Source organism: Larkinella rosea (assembly GCF_003858635.1).
Classification (GTDB): domain Bacteria; phylum Bacteroidota; class Bacteroidia; order Cytophagales; family Spirosomataceae; genus Larkinella; species Larkinella rosea.
On the sequence record NZ_RQJO01000008.1, the window covers coordinates 1,599,756 to 1,620,634 of the forward strand.

Annotated in this window: 16 protein-coding genes and 1 tRNA gene; 13 read left to right on the plus strand and 4 right to left on the minus strand. The window is 53.1% G+C overall.

What is annotated here, in order from left to right:
* The first annotated feature begins 60 nt into the window (after positions 1-60).
* From EHT25_RS15240 to EHT25_RS15295, 12 genes are all read left to right on the plus strand, one after another.
* A complete protein-coding gene (locus EHT25_RS15240; protein ID WP_374756163.1) occupies positions 61-1,422 on the plus strand; it encodes a nucleoside hydrolase-like domain-containing protein in 1,362 nt (453 codons plus the stop codon).
* A 47-nt stretch (positions 1,423-1,469) separates the two neighbouring features.
* Positions 1,470-2,435, plus strand: a complete 966-nt coding sequence (locus EHT25_RS15245; RefSeq protein ID WP_124875912.1) for a D-ribose ABC transporter substrate-binding protein — start codon at positions 1,470-1,472, stop codon at positions 2,433-2,435.
* 1 nt (position 2,436) lies between these two features.
* Positions 2,437-3,051, plus strand: a complete 615-nt coding sequence (locus EHT25_RS15250; protein ID WP_124875914.1) for a DUF2291 domain-containing protein — start codon at positions 2,437-2,439, stop codon at positions 3,049-3,051.
* A gap of 2 nt (positions 3,052-3,053) precedes the next feature.
* Positions 3,054-4,556, plus strand: a complete 1,503-nt coding sequence (locus EHT25_RS15255) for a sugar ABC transporter ATP-binding protein (protein WP_124875916.1) — start codon at positions 3,054-3,056, stop codon at positions 4,554-4,556.
* On the plus strand, positions 4,556-5,548 hold the full coding sequence (locus EHT25_RS15260) for an ABC transporter permease (protein WP_229311550.1): 993 nt from the start codon (positions 4,556-4,558) through the stop codon (positions 5,546-5,548). The genes EHT25_RS15255 and EHT25_RS15260 overlap by 1 nt, the downstream gene beginning before the upstream one ends.
* Before the next feature lie 4 nt (positions 5,549-5,552).
* A complete protein-coding gene (locus EHT25_RS15265) occupies positions 5,553-7,040 on the plus strand; it encodes an FGGY family carbohydrate kinase (protein WP_124875918.1) in 1,488 nt (495 codons plus the stop codon).
* The gene (locus tag EHT25_RS15270) at positions 6,985-8,556 is read left to right on the plus strand and encodes a DUF1593 domain-containing protein (protein ID WP_229311551.1); all 1,572 of its coding nucleotides are present in this window, start codon (positions 6,985-6,987) and stop codon (positions 8,554-8,556) included. Before EHT25_RS15265 ends, EHT25_RS15270 begins: the two co-directional genes overlap by 56 nt.
* A 291-nt stretch (positions 8,557-8,847) precedes the next feature.
* A complete protein-coding gene (locus EHT25_RS15275) occupies positions 8,848-10,323 on the plus strand; it encodes a DUF1593 domain-containing protein (RefSeq protein WP_124875920.1) in 1,476 nt (491 codons plus the stop codon).
* Positions 10,324-10,596: 273 nt separating this feature from the next.
* A complete protein-coding gene (locus EHT25_RS15280; RefSeq protein ID WP_124875922.1) occupies positions 10,597-12,069 on the plus strand; it encodes an ankyrin repeat domain-containing protein in 1,473 nt (490 codons plus the stop codon).
* A 1-nt stretch (position 12,070) separates the two neighbouring features.
* Entirely contained in the window at positions 12,071-12,562 is a 492-nt protein-coding gene (locus EHT25_RS15285; protein WP_124875924.1) for a DUF2271 domain-containing protein, read from the plus strand.
* A 14-nt stretch (positions 12,563-12,576) separates the two neighbouring features.
* Positions 12,577-14,775 (plus strand): PepSY domain-containing protein, encoded by a 2,199-nt coding sequence (locus tag EHT25_RS15290; RefSeq protein WP_124875926.1) that lies wholly within the window; start codon positions 12,577-12,579, stop codon positions 14,773-14,775.
* A 69-nt stretch (positions 14,776-14,844) separates the two neighbouring features.
* Positions 14,845-15,708, plus strand: coding sequence for a DMT family transporter (locus EHT25_RS15295; protein ID WP_124875928.1), 864 nt, complete (start codon positions 14,845-14,847; stop codon positions 15,706-15,708).
* A gap of 27 nt (positions 15,709-15,735) precedes the next feature.
* On the opposite strand, the gene EHT25_RS15300 is transcribed toward EHT25_RS15295, so the two are convergent.
* Positions 15,736-16,722, minus strand: coding sequence for an FAD:protein FMN transferase (locus EHT25_RS15300; protein ID WP_124875930.1), 987 nt, complete (start codon positions 16,720-16,722; stop codon positions 15,736-15,738).
* A gap of 105 nt (positions 16,723-16,827) precedes the next feature.
* Positions 16,828-17,721, minus strand: coding sequence for an NmrA family NAD(P)-binding protein (locus tag EHT25_RS15305; RefSeq protein WP_124875932.1), 894 nt, complete (start codon positions 17,719-17,721; stop codon positions 16,828-16,830).
* Between the two features lie 99 nt (positions 17,722-17,820).
* Between EHT25_RS15305 and EHT25_RS15310 the strand changes: the two genes are divergently transcribed.
* Entirely contained in the window at positions 17,821-18,234 is a 414-nt protein-coding gene (locus EHT25_RS15310) for a winged helix-turn-helix transcriptional regulator (RefSeq protein ID WP_124875934.1), read from the plus strand.
* 258 nt (positions 18,235-18,492) lie between these two features.
* Here the strand turns inward: EHT25_RS15310 and EHT25_RS15315 are convergent, their stop codons facing one another.
* Both EHT25_RS15315 and EHT25_RS15320 read right to left on the minus strand, forming a co-directional pair.
* The gene (locus EHT25_RS15315) at positions 18,493-20,514 is read right to left on the minus strand and encodes a PAS domain-containing sensor histidine kinase (protein ID WP_124875936.1); all 2,022 of its coding nucleotides are present in this window, start codon (positions 20,512-20,514) and stop codon (positions 18,493-18,495) included.
* A gap of 260 nt (positions 20,515-20,774) precedes the next feature.
* Positions 20,775-20,849, minus strand: a tRNA-Val gene (locus EHT25_RS15320).
* Positions 20,850-20,879: the final 30 nt, after the last annotated feature.

The window sequence follows — 20,879 nt, forward strand, 5'->3', positions numbered from 1 at the left end:
AATAAACCCTTTTTTCAACTGGCTTTTGCGCTGATTTTAACGGGCGGTTTTTATTCGATAATGTATGGCCAAACGCCGGAAACCGCTCAGAAACGACGGGTTTTGGTACTGACCGATATTGAAAATGAGCCGGATGATGCCCAGTCGATGGTGCGGTTTCTAACCTATTGCAATCAGTGGGATGTGGAAGGACTGATCGCGACGACCTCGGTGCATCAGCGCAACCGGGTGGCCCCGGAACGGATTCGGCAGATCGTGGAAGCGTACGGCAAAGTGCGCAACAATCTCCTGCTGCACGAAAAAGGCTATCCCGAAACGAGCTATTTACTCAGCATTATCAAAGCCTCGTACCCGAATTACGGCCTGGAAGCAGTCGGCCCCGGTAAAGATTCGGAGGGTTCGGAACACCTCATTGCCGTGGTGGATCGGAAAGACGACCGCCCGGTCTGGATTCCGGTTTGGGGAGGAGCCAACTGCCTGGCGCAGGCGCTGTGGAAAGTCCGCCAGACCCGCACGCCGGAAGAACTCGACCGGTTTATTGCTAAAATTCGCGTCTATACGATCTCGGATCAGGACGACGCCGGGCCGTGGCTCCGCAAGACATTCCCCAACCTGTTTTTCATCGCCAGCCCCGGTTTTCACGACGGGGGAGCGTATCATTACGGGGCCTGGACCGGCATCAGCGGGGATAAATTTCACGGGCGGTTTACGGGTGCCGATTTTAGTCTGGTCGATAATCCGTGGCTCAACGAACACATTCGGAAAAACCACGGGCCGCTGGGTGCCGAACACCCGGAAACCAAATTTCTGATGGAAGGCGACACTCCCTCGTTTTTCTTCCTGATTAACAATGGCTTGAGCGATCCGGAACACCCGAATTACGGCAGTTGGGGTGGCCGCTACGAGTTTTATACCCCCCGGACGCGCAAGTGGTTTCACGACCCGGAAACGCGCCCATTCTGGGCCGACGCCGAAGACGAAGTGCTGGGCGTCGACGGCAATTACCACACCAGCAACAAAGCCACGATCTGGCGGTGGCGGCAGGCGTATCAGCACGATTTTGCCGCCCGCATCGACTGGACCATCAAACCGTATAAGGAAGCCAATCACCCGCCCGTTGCCGTACTGAAACATGCTAATCAATTGCGGGTAAAAAGTGGTGATAAGGTGGTTTTAAGTGCCGAAGGCTCAACGGATCCCGACGGCAATGAACTGGCCTACGAATGGATTTATTACCGCGAACCGGGCACTTACGACAGCAACCGACCACTGGAAGTGCAGGATAAACAGCAGAAAACCGCCTTTATCATGGCGCCCAGGGTGACAAAACCGGAAATGATCCACGTCATTCTGGCCGTGACCGACAACGGAAAACCGGCCCTGACGCGTTACCAGCGGGTGATTATCACGGTATTCCCGTAGGGCTCTACAACATCTTTGAACCGATTGTGTATCGAATGAACAAGCTGATGAAGTACAAGATCATACCGGTTTTTCTGCTGCTGATCGGCTTGCTCATGGCCGGTAGTTGCCAAAAATCGTCCGGTGAACAAGGCCCGAAAAAGGTGGCGGTTATCATTTCGACACTCAACAATCCGTGGTTTGTGGTGCTGGCCGAAACGGCGGCTGCGCAGGCCAAATCATTGGGGTATGAAGCGAAAATCTTTGATTCGCAGAACAATACCGCTTTGGAAACCGACCATTTCGAGAACGCCATCGTTTCCGGTTTCGACGCCATTCTGTTCAATCCGACGGATGCCGATGGTTCGGTGGTCAACGTTCTGAAAGCCAAAGAAGCGGGTATTCCGGTTTTTTGCATGGACCGCGAAGTCAACTCGGCCAAAGCCGCCACGTCTCAGATTCTGTCCGATAACTACGCCGGTTGCGTGGCCATCGGAAAATACTTTGTGCAAACGATGCCGAAAAAAGCCGCCGGAACAACGATCAACTACGTCGAAATTCTGGGTCTGGTGGGCGACAACAACACCTGGAACCGCTCGAAGGGTTTTCACAGTGTGGTCGATCTGTACCCGAATTTGAAGATGGTGGCGCAGCAAAGTGCGGATTTTGACCGGAATAAGGCGCTGGAAGTGGTCGAGTCCATTTTACAGGCGCATCCGGAAATCGAAGGAATTTTCTGCGGGAATGATGCGATGGCGATGGGTGCGTACCAGGCCGTGATGGCCGCCGGAAAAGCGAAGGAAATCAAGGTATACGGTTTCGACGGTGCGCAGGATGTGATCGAGTCGATCAGTAACGGAAAAATCATGGCAACGGGTTTGCAATCGCCCCAGACGATGGCGAAAACCGCTGCCATTTATGCCGACGAATTTTTTAAGGGGAAACGGGATTTTCCGCCGAAAATGCCGGTAGCCGTCGAACTGGTTTCGCAGGCCAACATCACCGATTACAGCGCATTGACCAAACGAAATTGAAATGAAGAGGAACGGTTTGAAATACGGTGTTCTGGTTTTGTTGCTGGCGGTCGTGGCTTATAACTCCGTCTATTTCAGGAAATTGGACGAGGTGAAAGCGAAGGGCGCTACCTCAAAATTCGATGCGGCTGCCTACGCCGAAGCGTTCTGGAAAACCAAGTTGCTGCCGGATTCGGGGAAAGCCGTTGAGCTGATTGCGCTGATTCAGCAGTTGAAAACCGATAAAGACAAAGCCTTCGAGGCTCATTCCCACGCGCTGAGCATTGGCAATCTGCGGTATTTCCTGGTGCGGGGAACCGGGAAAATAACCGCTATTGGCGACCACGACGTAACGGTTATGCTGTCCAACGGCTCAGAAATCACCATTGCCACAGAATACGTTTTCGGGAATGCCGCCCGTGATGCGTCGGGATTGATCAGCCTGACGGAATTTGACAACACGATGGATCTGAACAATGTGTCGGCGGAACTCAACAAAATTATTCGAAACCGGGTGGTGGCGCCGTTCAAAGCCAGTGCCAAAACCGGTCAGCAGATCCGCTTTATCGGAGCGGTCGAATTGAATCGGGAACACCTGCACACCGACGCCATCGAAGTGATTCCGATCCGTATCTAGCCATGTTAATAGCGGAAAACATAACGAAACGGTTTGCGGGCGTTACGGCGCTGGAGAACGTCTGTCTGGAATTTCAGGCCGGAAAAGTGAACGCGGTTATTGGTGAAAATGGGGCCGGAAAATCCACACTGATGAAGATTCTTTCGGGCGTTTACCCGGATTACGAAGGCCGGATTCTTTTCAAAGGGCAACCGGTTCGGTTTGCTTCCCCGCGCGAGGCTCAGGATGGCGGCATTGCTATTATTCACCAGGAACTCAACCTGATTCCGTACCTGAGCATCACCGAAAACATTTTTCTGGGCCGCGAACTGACAACCCAGTGGGGAATGCTCGACAGGAAGGCGATGCGGTTGCGGACGCAGCAGTTGCTGGATCGACTGAAGCTGACAGTGAGTCCCGAGACGCTGGTAGCCGAACTGAAAGTCGGGCAGCAACAGGTCGTCGAAATTGCCAAGGCGCTGCTGATCGATTCGGAGGTGATCATCATGGACGAACCGACCTCGGCCATCAGCGAAAGCGAAGTAGAGGTGCTGTTTTCGATCATTGCAGACTTGAAAAAGGCGAATAAAACCATCGTGTACATCTCGCATAAACTGGACGAACTGTTCAAAATGGCCGACCGGTTTGTGGTGTTGCGCGACGGCAAATCCATCGAATCCGGCGACATGCGCGGCATGACGCACGACGACATCATCCGCAAAATGGTCGGTCGGTCGGTTCATGCCATTCGGCGAAAAGTTGGCTCCGAACTTGTAAAACCGCTGTTAACCGTTAAAAATCTCTGTTTGAAACACCCCGTTCGGACGCAGGAAAACCTGCTGAAAAACATTTCGTTTCAGGTCGGGCGGGGTGAAATTGTCGGGATTTTCGGCTTGATGGGCGCTGGCCGGACCGAATTGCTGGAAACGCTTTTCGGCCTGCATCCGAAACGAACCAGCAGTACGATTGAACTGAACGGGCAGAAAATAAAGGTGAACAAACCCGCCGATGCCATCGAAGCCGGTTTGGCGCTGGTGCCCGAAGATCGGAAAAAAGACGGTTTGGTGCTGGGGCTGGACGTTCGCACGAACATCAGCCTGACCAACCTCAGAAGTCTCGAACAGGGCGGTTTTCTGAATAAAACGAAAGAAACCGCGCTGGCGAAAAAGTACGTGGCTGACCTGAAAATCAAGACGTCGTCGGAGAAACAGACCGCGCGGAACCTGAGTGGCGGCAACCAGCAGAAAATCGTGCTGTCGAAATGGCTGGCGACCAATCCCAAACTGCTGATGCTCGACGAACCCACGCGCGGCATCGACGTCAACGCCAAGAATGAAATCTATAAACTGATTTTACAACTCGCCGACGAAGGCATGGGCATTCTGGTGGTTTCGTCGGAACTGCCGGAAATTCTGGCCATTTCCGACCGGATTCTGGTCATGAGCGAAGGGTGCCTGACGTCGGAACTGTCCGTCGATGCCTCCGAAGACGAGATTCTGAAAGCCGCTATTCCGCAAACCCTTTAATGCCGACATTCATGCAGATTCCGTTGCAAACCTACCGACCCGTTCTCCTGAAATTTCAATCGCTGATTGCGCTGCTGATTCTCTGCGTCGCGATCGGCCTGCTTTCCGATAAGTTTTTTACCGTCGCCAACGGCTGGAACGTGCTGCGACAAATCTCCGTCAACGTCTGTATTTCCGTCGGCATGACGCTGGTGGTGCTCACCGCCGGAATCGATCTCTCGGTGGGATCGGTGCTGGCGCTTTCCGGGGCTATTGCGGCCGGTTTGCTCCGAAACGGCATCGAGTTACCCGCCAATAATCTCTACATCGGTTTCACGGTTTTCGGGGCCATTGTCGCCGGACTGCTGACCGGCAGTGTGCTGGGCGGGTTCAACGGCTGGGCCATCACGCGGTTTAACTTACCGCCATTTGTGGCCACACTCGCCATGCTGACCATCGCCCGCGGGCTGACGATGCTCTGGACCGAAGGCTTTCCGATCACCGGTTTGGGCGACTCATTTACCTTCCTCGGAACGGGCTGGTTTCTGGGCATTCCGCTGCCAGTCTGGATTTCCGGCGGCATTGTGCTTGTGGTGGTTTTGCTGATGGACCAGACCCGGTTTGGGCGGTACGTCTACGCCATTGGCGGCAGCGAAAGCGCGGCCCGGCTTTCGGGGGTCAATATTAATCGCATCAAAATGCTGGTCTACACGATAGCGGGCGGGCTGGCCGCCGTGGGCGGTTTGCTGGTTACTTCGCGACTGGATTCGGCTCAGCCCAACGCCGGAACGAGCTACGAACTGGACTCCATTGCGGCCGTGGTCATCGGTGGAACCTCGCTTTCGGGTGGGCGGGGCAGCATTCTGGGAACGGTGCAGGGTGCAGTAATCATTGGTGTTTTGAACAACGGACTGGTGTTATTGAATGTCTCGCCGTTCTGGCAGCAGGTCGTCAAAGGCATCGTGATTCTGCTGGCGGTTATTATCGACAAATCCAGTTCGCGGAACGACTAACGCTATGGAACATTCCTATATTCTGGCGATCGATCAGGGCACGAGCAGCACGAAAACGCTGCTGTTTGACGAAAAAGGCGAAGTTGCCGCCCGCGCTTCGGAGCCGCTTCGAACCCGCTATTACGGTGATGGTTACGTCGAGCAGGACCCCGACGAAATCTACCGGAACGTGTTGACGTCCGTTGGAAAATGCCTGGACGGTTTTGCGGCTCAGGGCGGGGATTTTCAGTCCATTCGGGTCTGCGGCATTTCGAACCAGCGCGAAACATTCGTGGTCTGGGACGAAACCGGAAAACCGCTCCACAACGCCATCGTCTGGCAGTGTAAACGCTCGATCGACGTTTGCGAACGACTCAAATCCGACGGTCTGGAAGAAGTCGTCAGGGCCAAAACCGGTTTGTTCATCGATCCGTATTTTTCCGGCACTAAGCTGATCTGGCTGTATGAAAACAACGAAAAAGTCCGGCAGGCCGTCGATGCCGGGAAGGCGTATTTCGGCACGGTCGATACGTGGCTGCTGTATAAGCTAACGAACGGACAACGCTATTTGACCGATTACACCAACGCATCCCGAACGCTGTTTTTCAACCTGAAAACGCTGGATTGGGACCCGGATTTACTGACCGTTTTCGGATTGTCCCGGCTGAATCTGCCGCAACCCGGGCCGTCGGCTTTTGGGTTTGGCGAATCGAATTTCAACGGATTGTTCGATCATAACCTGCCAATTACAAGTCTGATCGGCGATTCGCACGCGGCTGCTTTTGGGGAGGGCTGTTTCACGCCCGGCACGGCCAAAGCGACGCTGGGAACCGGCTGCTCGATCATCATGAACATTGGTCCGGAGCTGAAAGAGTCGAAGCAGGGCATGGTGACGACCGTTTGCTGGAGCACCGAAAACCGGGTCGATTACGCGCTGGAAGGTGTGATTGTGACCTGCGGAGCGACCATCGAATGGCTGAAAAATACGCTGAATCTATTCGCTGAAAGCTGGGAAACCGAAGCGATGGCAACGGCGGTTTCCGACAACGGCGGGGTGTATATCGTTCCGGCATTCAGCGGGTTGGGTGCGCCCCACTGGCAAATGTCGCGGAAGGCGACGATCTCCGGTTTAACGTTCGGGTCCAGTAAGAACCACCTCGTTCGGGCCGCGCTCGAATCCATCCCGTACCAGATCAAAGATGTTATCGTGGCGATGGAAAGCGATACCGGGATTAATTTACAGGAACTCATGGTGAACGGAGGAATGACCGCCAACGGTTTTATCCTGCAATTTCTGGCGGATTTACTTGGGAAAACCGTCGTTAACGGCGGCATGCCGGACGTCTCGGCATTGGGTGCCGCTTACCTTGCCGGTTTAAAAGCCGGTATTTACCGCGACCTGGATTACCTGAAAAGCCTGAACGTAGGAAAGTTATTCATCCAGCCTGAAAAGGAAAATGACACTGTTCAAACCGGGTATGCAGGCTGGAAAACCGCTCTTCAAACGCCTTAAGCAATCCCAATCGATGCGAAAATCAGGGTCACTGGTGGTACTGGCGTTGGGAATTTCGGCATCAGCCATCGCCCAGTTTCCCTCGACCAAACCGCGCACCATCGTGACGACCGATGGCGAAGTGGACGATGTCGATACGTTTATCCGGATGTTGCTCTACAGCAACGAGTTCGACATTGTCGGGTTGGTCTACAGCAGTTCGCAGTGGCACTACAAGGGCGATGGGAAAGGGACCAAATTTACCTCCGAAATGCCTAATACGGCCAAACGATACGGCGAACGCACCGAACTTCGCTGGCCCGGCACCACCTGGATGGAGGAATACATTGACAAATACGCCAACGTCTATCCGAACCTGATCAAACACGCCAAAGGCTACCCGACGCCCGACTATCTGAAGAGTCTGGTACGGGTCGGAAATATTGATTTTGAGGGCGAAATGAGCCGCGATACCGAAGGTTCCGATTTCATCAAGAAGATTCTGCTAGATAACACCAGCAGTCCGGTTTATCTGCAAATCTGGGGAGGAACGAACACCGTCGCCCGCGCTTTGAAATCCATTGAGGATCAGTACAAAAACTCAGCCGACTGGGCGAAAATTGCTAAGAAAGTCTCCGACAAAGCCATCATTTATGCGGTTCTGGATCAGGATGCGACCTATCAGAAATACATTGCTCCCAACTGGCCGCAGATCAAGGTGCTGTATAATTCGGATCAGTTCTGGAGCTTTGCGTATCTGTGGCCCCGCGTGGTTCCGGCGGAGCTAAAACCGTACCTGGGCGGAAAATGGTTTGCCGAAAACATCCGGTTTGGGCACGGCCCCTTGCTGGAATCTTATTATTTGTGGGGTGATGGCAAGAAGCTCCCCGGCGACCCCGAACACACGCACGGCGACCCGGAAGAAGCTAAAAAGTACGGATTGAGCCAGTATGATTTCATCTCGGAAGGCGATTCGCCCGCCTTTTTTTACCTCATCGACGTTGGATTGCGGAGCATGGAAGACGTGGCCTACGGCGGTTGGGGTGGCCGCATGGTGAAATCGCCCACGAATCCGTACCGCTGGGAGGATGGGAAAACCGTTACCGACTACAATCCGTACACCCAAAAAGCCGATGCGGCCTACCCGCAGACGCGCTGGATTCCGGTGTTGCAGAGCGATTTTGCCGCCCGCGCCGATTGGTGCGTCAAGCCCTACAACGAAGCCAATCATCCGCCCGTCGTGAAGCTCAATCACGCGCCGAATCTTCGGGTCAAACCGGGTCAGAACGTGACGCTCAGCGGTTCGGCCACCGATCCGGATGGTGATGCGTTGAGCTACCGCTGGTGGCAGTACGAAGAAGTGGGCTCGTATTCGGGAAAAGTGGCAATTCAGAACGGGAATCAGGCTAAATCGGCTTTTACGGTTCCGAAAGATGCGAAATCCGGGAACAAGATTCACCTGATTCTGGAGGTGACGGATGCCAAAGCGCCCCGTTTGACGCGCTACCAGCGGGTGATTGCGACGGTTGCGGAGTGATCCGATCTCAATGAACGTTGTCGCTTGCGTGTCGCGAGCGACAACAATGATTAAATAGGAAACCGATGGACTGTTTGGTCGCGTAGCGACCGAATGTTTGTAGAAAAGGCGAATTTTAGGGTATATGCGTGCCTTTAGGTACGCAACAGTTGGTTCATTGCGTACCTAAAGGCACGCCGTCCGCGTCTATCAATACATTATTGCTACAAACATTGCGTGCCGATGGCACTTAATCGGCTTTTCCAACATCGGTCATTGAATCCCAAATTTGACGATAAACTAGCACTTGAAATGAAAAAATGGCGTCTTCTGATTCCTCTGCAACTTCTGCTTTTCAGCCCTCTATTTCTCCTGGCCCAGCCGGAGCCCAAGGTTCGGGTGCTGGTGTTGACGGACATCGAAGCCGACCCCGACGATGCGCAATCGCTGGTGCGGTTTCTGGCGTATGCCAACGAATTTGAGGTGGAAGGACTGATTGCCACCACCTCGACGCACCAGCGAAACCGGGTCGCGCCCGAAACGATTCACCGGATTCTGACGGCGTACGGCAAAGTGCAGCCCAATTTGCTGAAACACGCGAAAGGCTATCCAACGGCAGCGGAACTGAAAACGAAAGTCAAAAAAGGGCGGGCGGTTTACGGCATGGAAGGTGTTGGCGGAGGCCAGGATTCGGAAGGGTCGGAGTGGATTATCAAGACGCTGGAAAAACCGGATGCGCGCCCGTTGTGGATACCGGTTTGGGGCGGTCCGAACTGCCTGGCGCAGGCGTTGTGGAAAATACAGAAAACCAAAACCGCTGCGGATGCCGCCCGGCTGTACGCCAAACTGCGTGTGTACACCATTTCCGATCAGGATGATTCCGGGCCGTGGATTCGGAAAACGTTTCCCGGAATTTTCTTCATTGTGAGTCCCGGCAGCTACCGGAATGCGACCTGGTCGGGGATTACCCGCAACTTTCCCGGTGCCAATAACGAGGTCAATAGCAACGACTGGATTGCCCGGAACATTCAGCAGGGCCACGGGCCGCTGGGCACGGAATACCCGGATGTCGCTTACGGAATGGAAGGCGATACGCCCTCGTTCATGAATCTGATTCCCAATGGCTTGAATGTGCCGGAACACCCGGAATATGGCGGTTGGGGCGGTCGGTATGAATTGTATACGCCGAAGGCCGAACCCCGGCCGACGGCAGCCCCCACCCCGGTTCGGACGCAGGGTGGACAACTGGTGACCGGCCCGGTTTCAGACCCGGAAACCCGTCCGATCTGGACGAATGCCGAGGATACGTATTCGCCACTGGTGGCGTCGCGCTGGGGACGGCCTTTTGTGACGGATACCGCTAAATACAAAAGTAGTCAGGTGACGTTGTGGCGCTGGCGGGAGGATTTTCAGCACGATTTTGCCGCCCGGATGGACTGGATGGTGAGCGAATACAGGAACGCCAACCACCCGCCGGTTCCGAAAGTGGCCCACCCGGAGGGGCTGAAAGTGAAATCGGGGGACATTTTTGGTCTGAACGCAACGGGGACGTATGATCCCGACGGCGATGCGCTGAGTTATTACTGGTTCCAGTACCCCGAAGCCGGAACGTATAAAGAACGGGTTTCGTTTGCTCCGTTTTCGCCCAATCTGGCGAACCTGCACACCGTCAAAGCACCGGAAGTTTCCAGCCCTCAAACCGTTCATTTTATCCTGGAAGTGACTGATAAAGGCTCGCCCGCACTGACGCGCTACAAACGGGTGATTGTCGAGGTTTCACCGAAATAGGTTCGCGTACCGGGTCAGGCAAAATCGCTCCGATTCCGGTACTTGAAGCCAGCGGATGACGGTTTCTGTCGTCAGAACTACAAACCGGGCTGCTCCTGCGTCGACCCGGAGTTGTTCCCGCACATTGAATTGCCCGGACTGATTCGGCTAAATATCAAATTTAGTAACCACAGATGCTGCTTATTTAGACTGAATCTTATTAATTTGCACCCTGTTTCGGGATTATGAAAACCCGAAACCCATTGTCTCAGCATTTTAACTCAAAAATATCGGATGAGAAAACTACTCATTGTCCTTCTGGTCGGCATCGCAGTCTCCGCTCAGGCCCAGAAAAACGTGCTGCTGGAACCGTCGTTCTGGCAGGGAAAACCGGACGTGAATCAGGTGAAGGCGGAAATCGAAAAGGGAAATAGTCCATCGCAGTTCAATCCCGCCAGTTTTGATCCCGTTGTGATGGCGATCAACGCTCAGGCGCCCAACGAAACGATCCAATATCTGCTGACTCAACCGGGCAATGACGTGAACAAAATCACCCACGACAGCCGGATCTACCTGCACTGGGCGGCCATCCGGGGCAATGTGGAGCTGATGGAGTACCTGCTCGCGAAAGGCTCCAAAACCAACGTCGTCGACAGCCACGGCATGACGGTTCTGAATTTTGCGGCCGGTGCCGGTCAGCCGAACACGCAGGTCTATGACTTGTGCCTCAGGAACGGGGCTGACCTGAAAAAGGACCTCAATCCGGACGGCGCCAATGCCTTACTGATTGCGATTGCGAATGACAAGGATTTCAAGTTGACCGATTATTTTATATCGAAAGGACTGGATCTGAAAAGCACGGATGCGGTTGGCAACAACGCGTTCAGTTATGCGGCCCGGAGTGGCAACATCGACCTCCTGAAAGCACTGCTGCAACGGGGCGTTCCGGCTACCGACAATGCCCTGATCATGGCCAGCCAGGGCGGGCGCCAGGGTGCGAATAGCCTCGAGTTCTTTCAATACCTGGAAAGCCTGAAACTCAAACCGACGGCGGTTAATAAAGCCGGTGAAAACGTCCTGCACGCGCTGGTTCGCCGACCCAAGCAGAACGAAATCATTCGGTATTTTCTGAACAAAGGCGTCGATGTCAATCAGGCCGACGACGAAGGCAATACGGTTTTTATGTACGCGGCCGCTTCCAACCGGGACCTTGCTGTTTTGGAAATGCTGCAACCGAACGTGAAAAACGTCAACCAGCGCAACGAGAAGGGCGCAACGGCACTGGCGCTGGCAGTTCGGGGCAATTCGCCCGAAGTCGTGGGGTTTCTGTTGAGCAAAGGAGCCGATGTGAAGGTGACGGACAAAACCGGTGATAACCTGATCGCTTACCTGGTTCAGTCCTATAATCCGGCACGGGCCGAAGAGTTTGATGCGAAATTGAAACTGCTACAGGACAAAGGGCTGGATAGCAAAGCTGCGCAGAAAAACGGCAACACGCTGTATCATCTGGCGGTTGCCAAAAACGACCTGTCGCTGGTGAAACGGCTGGAACCCCTCCAGATCGATGTGAACAGCAAAAACAAGGAAGGCATTACGGCGCTGCACAAAGCGGCCATGCTATCGAAGGACGATGCCATGCTGAAATACCTGTTGTCCATCGGGGCCAAGAAGGACATTGCGACCAACTTTAAAGAAACCGCTTACGATCTGGCGAGCGAAAATGAATCGCTTTCGAAAAGCAATGTATCCGTTAACTTCCTGAAATAGTATGACTTGTTTGCGTAAAATAGGCTGGCTGGTTCTGGCCCTGACGTTGTTCGGATCATCGGTTTCGGTGGCGCAGTCGGGTACTACCCAGTACAAGTGCATGATTCAGATGACCAATTACATGGGCGAAAAAGCATACATCGCCGTTTCGCTGATGGATGGACAGGGCGCTTATGAGAAAACGTTGTACGTACTCGGTTCCGATAAAAAATGGTACAAGGACGTCAAGGCCTGGTACAGGGCGCTGGGTAAAAAAACGCCCAACATCAGCGCCATTTCCGGGGCGTCGGTGGCGGGGGGTGATCGCAGCGTGATCGTGCTGGAGATCGACAATGCGAAGCTCAACAAGGATTACAAACTGCGGTTCGAAAGTGCGGTGGAAGATAAAGAGGATCACGCCAAAGACATCGAAATTCCGCTCACGACGGCAGGACTTTCCGCCAGGAGCGAAGGCACCGGTTTCATTCGGTACGTACGGTTCAGCCCCAATTAATCGCAACCGGATTTATGACCATTTCGGTATGGAGATACAGCCACCTGGCGTTGGCGGTATCTTCTTTTCTTTTATTGGTACTGGCGTCGGTAACGGGAATTATTCTGGCGTTTGAACCGGTATTGCAGAAAAGCCAGCCGTATCGTTCCGACAAGTTTAACGAGCTTACCCTGGCCCAGACGCTGCCGGTTTTGAAAAAAAACGATGCAGAAATCAGTGAACTGAGCGTCGACGCCAACCAGTTTGTGCAAATCAAAGGCAGCGATGCCAACGGCAAAAACCTGACCGCTTACATTGATCCGCAGACGGGTAAAATGCTGGGCGTTCCCACTCCGCAAACTGAATTTTTTCAGTGGGTAACGGCGCTGCACCGCTCGCTGTTTTTGCACGAAGCCGGGCGGTTTTTTATCGGGCTGACGGCGTTTCTGCTGCTGCTGATTACGGTTTCCGGCACCCTGCTGATCATCCAGCGTCAACGCGGTGTGAAGCGGTTTTTTACCCGGATTGTCCGGGAAAATTTTGCCCCGTATTACCACGTCGTGCTGGGGCGCTTGTCGCTGATTCCGATTTTCATCATGGCGCTTTCGGGGACCTACCTCTCCCTGGCCCGGTTTGGACTGGTGGCAACGGAGAAAGTGTCTCCTAAAATCGATTTCGACGCCATTCGGTCAAAACCGGAACGAACCCTGGCCGATTTTGCGGTTTTTCAGAACACCCGACTGGCGGACGTACAAACCATCGAATTTCCGTTTTCGGAAGACGTCGAGGATTACTACACGCTGAAACTCAAGGACCGCGAACTGACCGTGAACCAGCTAACGGGCGACATTCTCAGCGAAAACCACTACCCAACCGCCGTTTTGCTGACGAACCTGAGCCTGGATTTGCATACCGGTCGGACGAGTGCCATCTGGGCGCTCATTCTGGCCGTGGCTTCCGCGAATATTCTCTTTTTCATCTATTCCGGTTTTGCCATTTCCTGGAAACGCCTGAAAAACCGGGTGAAAAAAAATACGTATTCGGCCGACGAAAGCCGGTTTATCATCCTGGTTGGTTCGGAGAACGGTAGCACGTTTCGGTATGCGCAATTCATTCATCAACAGTTACTTACGTTGGGTGAGAAATCATTCCTGACTGAATTGAATAAGTATGCGGTTTTTCCCAAAGCCGAGCATCTGATTGCCTTAACCGCTACCTACGGGCTGGGCGACGCGCCGACGAATGCGACCCGGTTTGTCGATCTGGTTGAAAAATACCCGCAGCCGCAACCGGTGCGGTTTTCGGTGCTCGGTTTTGGATCACATGCTTATCCTGATTTCTGTAAGTTCGCTTTCGAGGTAAATCAGTTGCTGGCGCGGCAATCGTGGGCGGTTCCGCTGGTGGATATTCATACGGTGAATGACAAGTCGCCGACCGATTTTGGCTTATGGGCCGAAGCCTGGTCGCAGCAAACCGATCTGCCGATGCCGGTTTCGCTGGAGTTGCTGAAAGCGCCAACCCCTGACCTTGAAACACTGGTTGTCACCAGTACCACTAAAACCGCTCAGCCCGACGGCACGTTTTTAATTCGGTTACAGAACAGTCACAATCAGCGCGTTACCTCGGGCGATTTGCTCGCAATTTATCCGGCTAACGACCACCGCGAACGGCTCTATTCGATTGGCGTTGTAAACAACGAACTTCAGTTGAGCATCCGATTGCACCCGAATGGTCTGGGGTCCGGCTTTTTACACCGGCAATCGCCCGGCGAAACGATTCAGGCCCGGATCGTCAACAACGATCATTTTCATTTCCCGAAAACCGCCCCGACCGTGGTCATGATTGCCAATGGAACGGGCATAGCGCCCTTTCTGGGGATGATTGACCGGAATACGCAGAAAACGCCTTGTCATCTGTACAGCGGTTTTCGGGAAAGTGTATCGTTTGACCTATATCGGGCTTTTCTGGAAGAAAACCGGTCGGCGCAACAACTCACGAACCTCCACGTAGCGTATTCACGCGAAGGCGAAAAGCAATACGTCAGCCAACTGATCGCCCGCGATGCCGATTTTATCGCCAAAGTGCTGGCGACGAAGGGCGTCATCATGATTTGCGGCTCGCTTTCGATGCAGAAAGACGTCATTGCGCTGCTCGAAACCATTTGCCAGACGAAGCTGGGCAAAAGCGTCAGTTTCTACCAGTCGCACGGGCAGATTCTGATGGATTGTTATTAAGGACGTGATCGTACTTTTTGCTAACTTCCGACGAATGCCACCTATAAATCAGCCCCTTTATCGCCGGAAATGAGTTTATACGTTTTAGCCCTGGTCCTTACCGCTGCGGTTTTACACGCTTCCTGGAACCTGCTTTCCAAAAAAACACAGGGAAAAGCGCCGTTTATCTGGTTGATGTACATCGCCAGTACGCTTTTGTATTTACCGGTATTGTTCGTTCAACTAAAGCAGGGCGATCCGATCTATTCACAACCGCTCGTCTGGTTTTCGTTAAGCAGTTCGGTGTTGCATCTGGGGTATTTTATCGTATTGCAAAAGGGGTATCGAAGCGCTGATCTTTCCGTTGTCTACCCGCTCGCCCGCGGATCAGGACCGCTGTTTTCGTCGATCGCTGCCGTTTTATTTTTGCACGAACCGGTGACCATCACGGCAACGATCGGCTTGCTGTTCATGATTGCCGGGGTGCTGCTGATCACCGGGTTAAGCTTTAAAAAAGAAGACAACGCGAAAGTCATGACCGGTATTACGTACGGTGTACTGACCGGTTTGTTCATTGCCTTATACACGTTTAATGATACAATTGCCGTAAAATCCTACGCCGTATCCCCTTTATCACTTACCATCGGGACGAGCCTGTTTGGGGCTATTTTGCTTTTTCCATTCATCCTGACCAAAAAAGACGAACTGAAACGGGAACTGAAGTTGCATAAATGGATCATCGTTGCCATTGCCATCTTAAGCCCGGCGGCTTACATCCTGGTACTGGAAGCGTTGAAATATGCGCCCTTAACCGTCGTGGCGCCCGCCCGGGAAACCAGCATCTTGGTCGGTGTGTTTATGGGGTCAAAGGTATTTAATGAAGAAGACAGCAAAAGACGACTAATTGCCAGTGTGTTGATACTGGGTGGCATTATTGCCTTAAGTTTGCGTTGAAAACGGGCCTTTACCCGGCTGTTCGCTCTAGAATTTATCCTTTTTACCCGTCAGATTGGGCGACGAAAAAATCCGGCCGTCGTCGGTGATCAGAATGCAACTGTAGTCCGGGTACTTTTTTAACAAATTCAGACCGGCGTCTTTCCCCAACACCATCATCGAGGTACTGAATCCGTTGGCGGTTTCGGCGCTGGGACCAAAAACCGTTACGCTGCTGACACCGGTGGCCGGATAACCCGTGCGGGGGTTGATGATGTGGGCATACCGCTTGCCGTTGAAAATCACGAACTTTTCGTAACTGCCGGAGGTCACCACCGCGCTCTGTCGCAGGGGTACAATTGCAAAAACCGTGTCTTTGCGCAGCGGATTGGTGATGCCCACCAGCCAGTCGCTGCCGTCGGGTTGTTTGCCCCAGGTACTCATATCGCCCGATCCGTTGACAATTCCGGCTTTGATGCCTTTCGCCAGCATCAGGTCGCGGCAGCGGTCGGCCGCATAGCCTTCGCCCAGCGCACCAAACCCGATTTTCATGCCTTTCCGTTTCAGAAAAATCGTGGAACGGGTCCGATCCAATACGATATGTTCATAGCCGACCTTCTCAACGGACTTCTTAACCGCTTCCGGGCTCGGCATATCCGTCATCGAGCCGTCGAATTTCCAGATCCGGTCCATCGCGGCAAAGCTAATGTCAAAAGCGCCCTTCGTAATTTTTGAGAAATGGAGCGCCCGCTCGGTCAACGCAAACACTTCGGGAGCCACCCGAACCGGGCCAACACCGGCATTTTGGTTGACCTGCGAAACTTGGGAATCGGTTTTCCAGTCGGAAATCAGATTCTCGATTCGCGTCACCTCGGCAATTACCTCGTCAATGTGCTGTTCCGCCGACAGGGAGTCGCTGGCAACAATCGTGATGTCGAACCGGCTGCCCATCAATTTGACGGCCCGTTTTCGCAGCACCTGCGAGGTCGCACTAAACCCCGTTAAAAGCAGAAGTAGACAGAGAACCGGTTTCATGCCGTAAAAATAGGATGGAAACGGTTTTAAAAAAGATTGGCAAGGCTACCGGAGCGACCTTGCCAATGGGATACTATTTCCGTAATCGGTTTTCGGACCCGGTTTTCAACTGTTCTGGTACGCGGGCGTAAACTCCTGTTCCACAAACTCTTCCAGCGTCGTCGGGGTGGTATTTTCGGCGTTTCGTACAAAACCTTCCGTCAAACTGTCGTCGTTGATAATCTGGCAAAATTCGATGTAATTATCCACCAGACTGGGTTGCAAACCGGCCTGAATCATGCCTGCCCGCGCCTGATCATAGGGGAAATTCGTCCAGGTTAAATCCGGTTTGCCAACGGCCTGTCCAATCACTTTCGCGACTTCAGCAAATGACACATCACGCGGCCCCGCGACAAACCGGACATTTTTGCCCGTAAAATCCAGAGCCAGCAAATGGCGGGCGGCCACCTCCGCGATGTCGTTTGGATGCACCATTGGCAGGAGTTTGTCCCCATCGACGGGAAAACCGGCCAGAATACCGGCGTTTTTGAGCAGACCGACGCTGCTGAATAAATTCTGGAAGAAAAAACCGGCCCGCAGGTGTAAGGTGTTCAGTCCATCGATTGCATCCAGTTTTCTTTCCAGGTAACTCATTCCTTTGATCACCCCGGAATTATCGGGCAAATGCGCCCCAAAACTGCTCAGCGACACGACGTACGGAATACCGTTAGCCTGAATGGCGGCTACCAACGCGTCAGCGACCCGGTTTTGGTAGGCGGTAAACGCGTTGGTAACGAAATTGGGCGGGATCATGGCGTAAACGGCCGTGGCTCCGTTGAACACCGTGGTCAGAAAACCGGCATCTTCCAGACTGCCGATGGCGGCCTGAGCGCCCTGATCAACGAATTCCTGCAGATTTTCGAGGGAACGGCCTACGACGGTGACCGGTTTTCCGGCGTTCAATAATTGATGAGCAATGCGTTTTCCGGTATGACCGCTGGCTCCTGTGATGATGTACATAGCAATGATTTAATTATTTTTTCGACTGGTTTCTTGCCAAAGCTAGGTCTAATAGTTTACTTTTGTCAAGTAATCACTTTTTAGTTGCTTAGTATCTATATGGAAACTATTATTGATAATGAGGCAGTTGTTAAAAAAGATTTTTCGGAAGATTTATCACCTTATCTGGTAACGAAGTGCCCGGTTACACTGACGAACCTGATCATTGGCGGAAAATGGAAACCGGTTATCATTCACAATGTCTCACGCGGGATTATTCGCTTCGGCGAAATGCAACGTGCCATGCCGGGTGTGAGCAAGAAAATGTTGACCCAGGAATTGCGGGATCTGGAGCGCAACGGGATTTTGAATCGGAAAATTTTTGCCCAGATTCCGCCCCGCGTTGAATATAGCCTTACGGCGCTGGGCCAGGCAACGCTGCCCATTTTGTATTCGATGGCGATGTGGGGGCTGGAGTATGCCAAACAGCTGGGCGTGGAAAACTGGGCCACAGAAACACCAAAGAGTACCTGATTCAGAAATGTGGCGGTTCGCCAAACGAAACGGAAAAGGTACAGGTCATTGCTCGGATGGAAGTCTGAGCCGTGTCGAAATAAATGATTGCGTACGGGATGGGATGCGAATCAATGGAATTCTGGTGGAGGACCTATTGACAGCCTGTGCCAAAACCGTATCTTGATCCCTTCAATCACGGCTCAGATGGATAAAAGATGTTCACTTTGGGTCTTGTTTCCACAGGACGGACATCCGTCGATGAGCGGCATTCGGTCTTTATGCCGGAAGATACACGCTAAAGGCTGCTCCTTGTCCCGGTTTGCTCCTGGCGGTAATGGCTCCGCCGTGGTTTTCCACAACCCGTTGACAAATCGCTAATCCTACCCCCGTTCCGGGATATTCGTTCTTGCCGTGGAGCCGCTGAAATACCTGAAAAATCCGGTCTGCGTACTTTTCATCAAAACCGATCCCGCTATCTTCGACTTCAATCTGATGATAAAATGGCGCTTCCACACTGGGGGTCACTCCGGATGGTAACTCGTTCAGCGACCGCTGGAAATACATAATACGGATTTGAGGAGCCTGTCCCGGAGCGACAAACTTGATGGCATTCGTCAGTAAATTTTGAAACAACTGGCCCAATTGAGACTCGTCCCCGCTGACTATCGGAAGCGCATCAACACTGATCCGGGCTTCCGACTGGCTGATGTTCCACTCAAGGGTGTTGAGCACGCCGGCCACAATGGCATCTAACGAAACCGGGCCAAAGGTCTGTTGCTGGGTCGATATGCGGGAGTAGGTCAGCAAATCTTTGATCAGGGTCGACATCCGGGCACCGGCCGCCGTAATTCGCTGCAGGTGATCTATGGCGGTGGCATTCAGCTCTTCATCGAGTTGCTGAGTCAGGAGCGTGCTGAACGACTGGATTTTGCGGAGCGGTTCCTGCAAATCGTGGCTGGCCACATAGGCGAACTGTTGCAGGTTTTCATTGGACCGTTTCAGATCGGCATTCGCCTGGCTCAACGCCTGCGTACGGGTTTTGACCCGTTCTTCCAATTCCGTAGTCAAATTCCGGAACCTTTCTTCGCTCTGACGCAGGGCTTGTTCGGCTCGCTTCCGTTCGGTTACGTCGCTGGCCGAGCCAAACCATTCCAGAATGTGGCCCTGCTCATCCAGGATAGGAACGGCCCGCGAAATGGTCCAGCCAATGGTGCCGTCCGCCCGAATAATCCGGTGCTCCAATTCAAATACCCGTTTACCCGCAATGGCCTCTTCGAGAGCCGCTTCTACCTGGCGCTGATCTTCCACCGGAATGTATTCCAGCAGCCAGTTGCGACTGGGTTTCCGGGTCATGGCCAAAAACGTTTTCCCTTCCAGTAGATTCATTTGCCGCCAATCGGCACTCATGGTATAGACTACGTCTGAACTGGCAGTAACAAACAGGCGAAACCGCTCTTCGCTGGCCTTTAAAGCCGCTTCGGCCCGTTTGATGTCGGTAATATCGCGGGTTGTACCGGCGACGGCTTCCACTTCGTTTCGTTCATTCAGAACCGGCGCAAATACATAGTCGTAAATGCGTTTGCCCAGCGTGGCGTGGGGGAAGGACACCTCGCCCCGAATGGCTTGTTTGGTGGCCACCACCTGGTCGATTTCCCGTTCGTGCATCTGGGCGTGCCAGGGTTCATAGCCATTTTCCAGCAGGCTGTTTCCAATCGCATCGTCCCAACTGCTGCCCCACATTGCGAGCAGGGCCTGATTGGCGTAAATAAACCGGTAGTTCAGGTCAAAGACGTACATCAGATCGGGGGTGCTGCCCGCAATCGCTTCGTAAATCCGTTGCTGGCGTTGCGAATCGAGCCGGGTGCTAACTTCCCGTTGTTGAGCCAGGATCGGCTGGGTTACGTCCTGAGCTACACCCGCAAAACGGTAGATTTTACCGGTTTCTGAAAAGTAACTTCGGCCATAAAACCGTACCCAGCGCAACTGACCATCATCCGCGCCAACCGTGCGGTAAGTTTCGTCAAACAAACCGTTCGACTCCGGGTTCATCGCCCGCTGCACCGCTTGTGTCACCCGGTCTACATCGTCCGCTTGAATGTATTGAATGGCTTGTTCGTAGGACAGGTAATTATCTTTTGCCAGTCCGAATAACTCCCGGCACCGGTCGTCCCAGAGAACTTGATTGGTAACCGGGTTCAGCTCCCAGACGCCCAGCCCAGCTGCCTGGAGTGCAAAGTCAATATCCAGTCGTTGGGTAAGTTTTTGGGTTGTATCAGAAGACCGTTGCTCACCGGGCATGACAGAATCAGGTAAAAGATAAGACTACCCCTAAGAAAAGATCTATTGGGCACATTATATAATTGACCGGCAAATAATTTTAAATATATGATAAATTGATCTTTCCGGCACTGGCCAGGTCGGGACAAGGCGGAAGCGGGTGATGTACGCGTGAAAGCATTTTTAAAACCGGTGTTTGCAGTCGGCGGGTGATCCGGAATCAATTTCCAGGTAAAACAAAACCCCTCAGAAATGATTTCTGAGGGGTTTTTGTGATTTTGTGGGAGTTGACGGGTTCGAACCGCCGACCCTCTGCTTGTAAGGCAGATGCTCTGAACCAGCTGAGCTAAACTCCCTTTTTGTATTTCCCAGTGACTCTTTTGTCG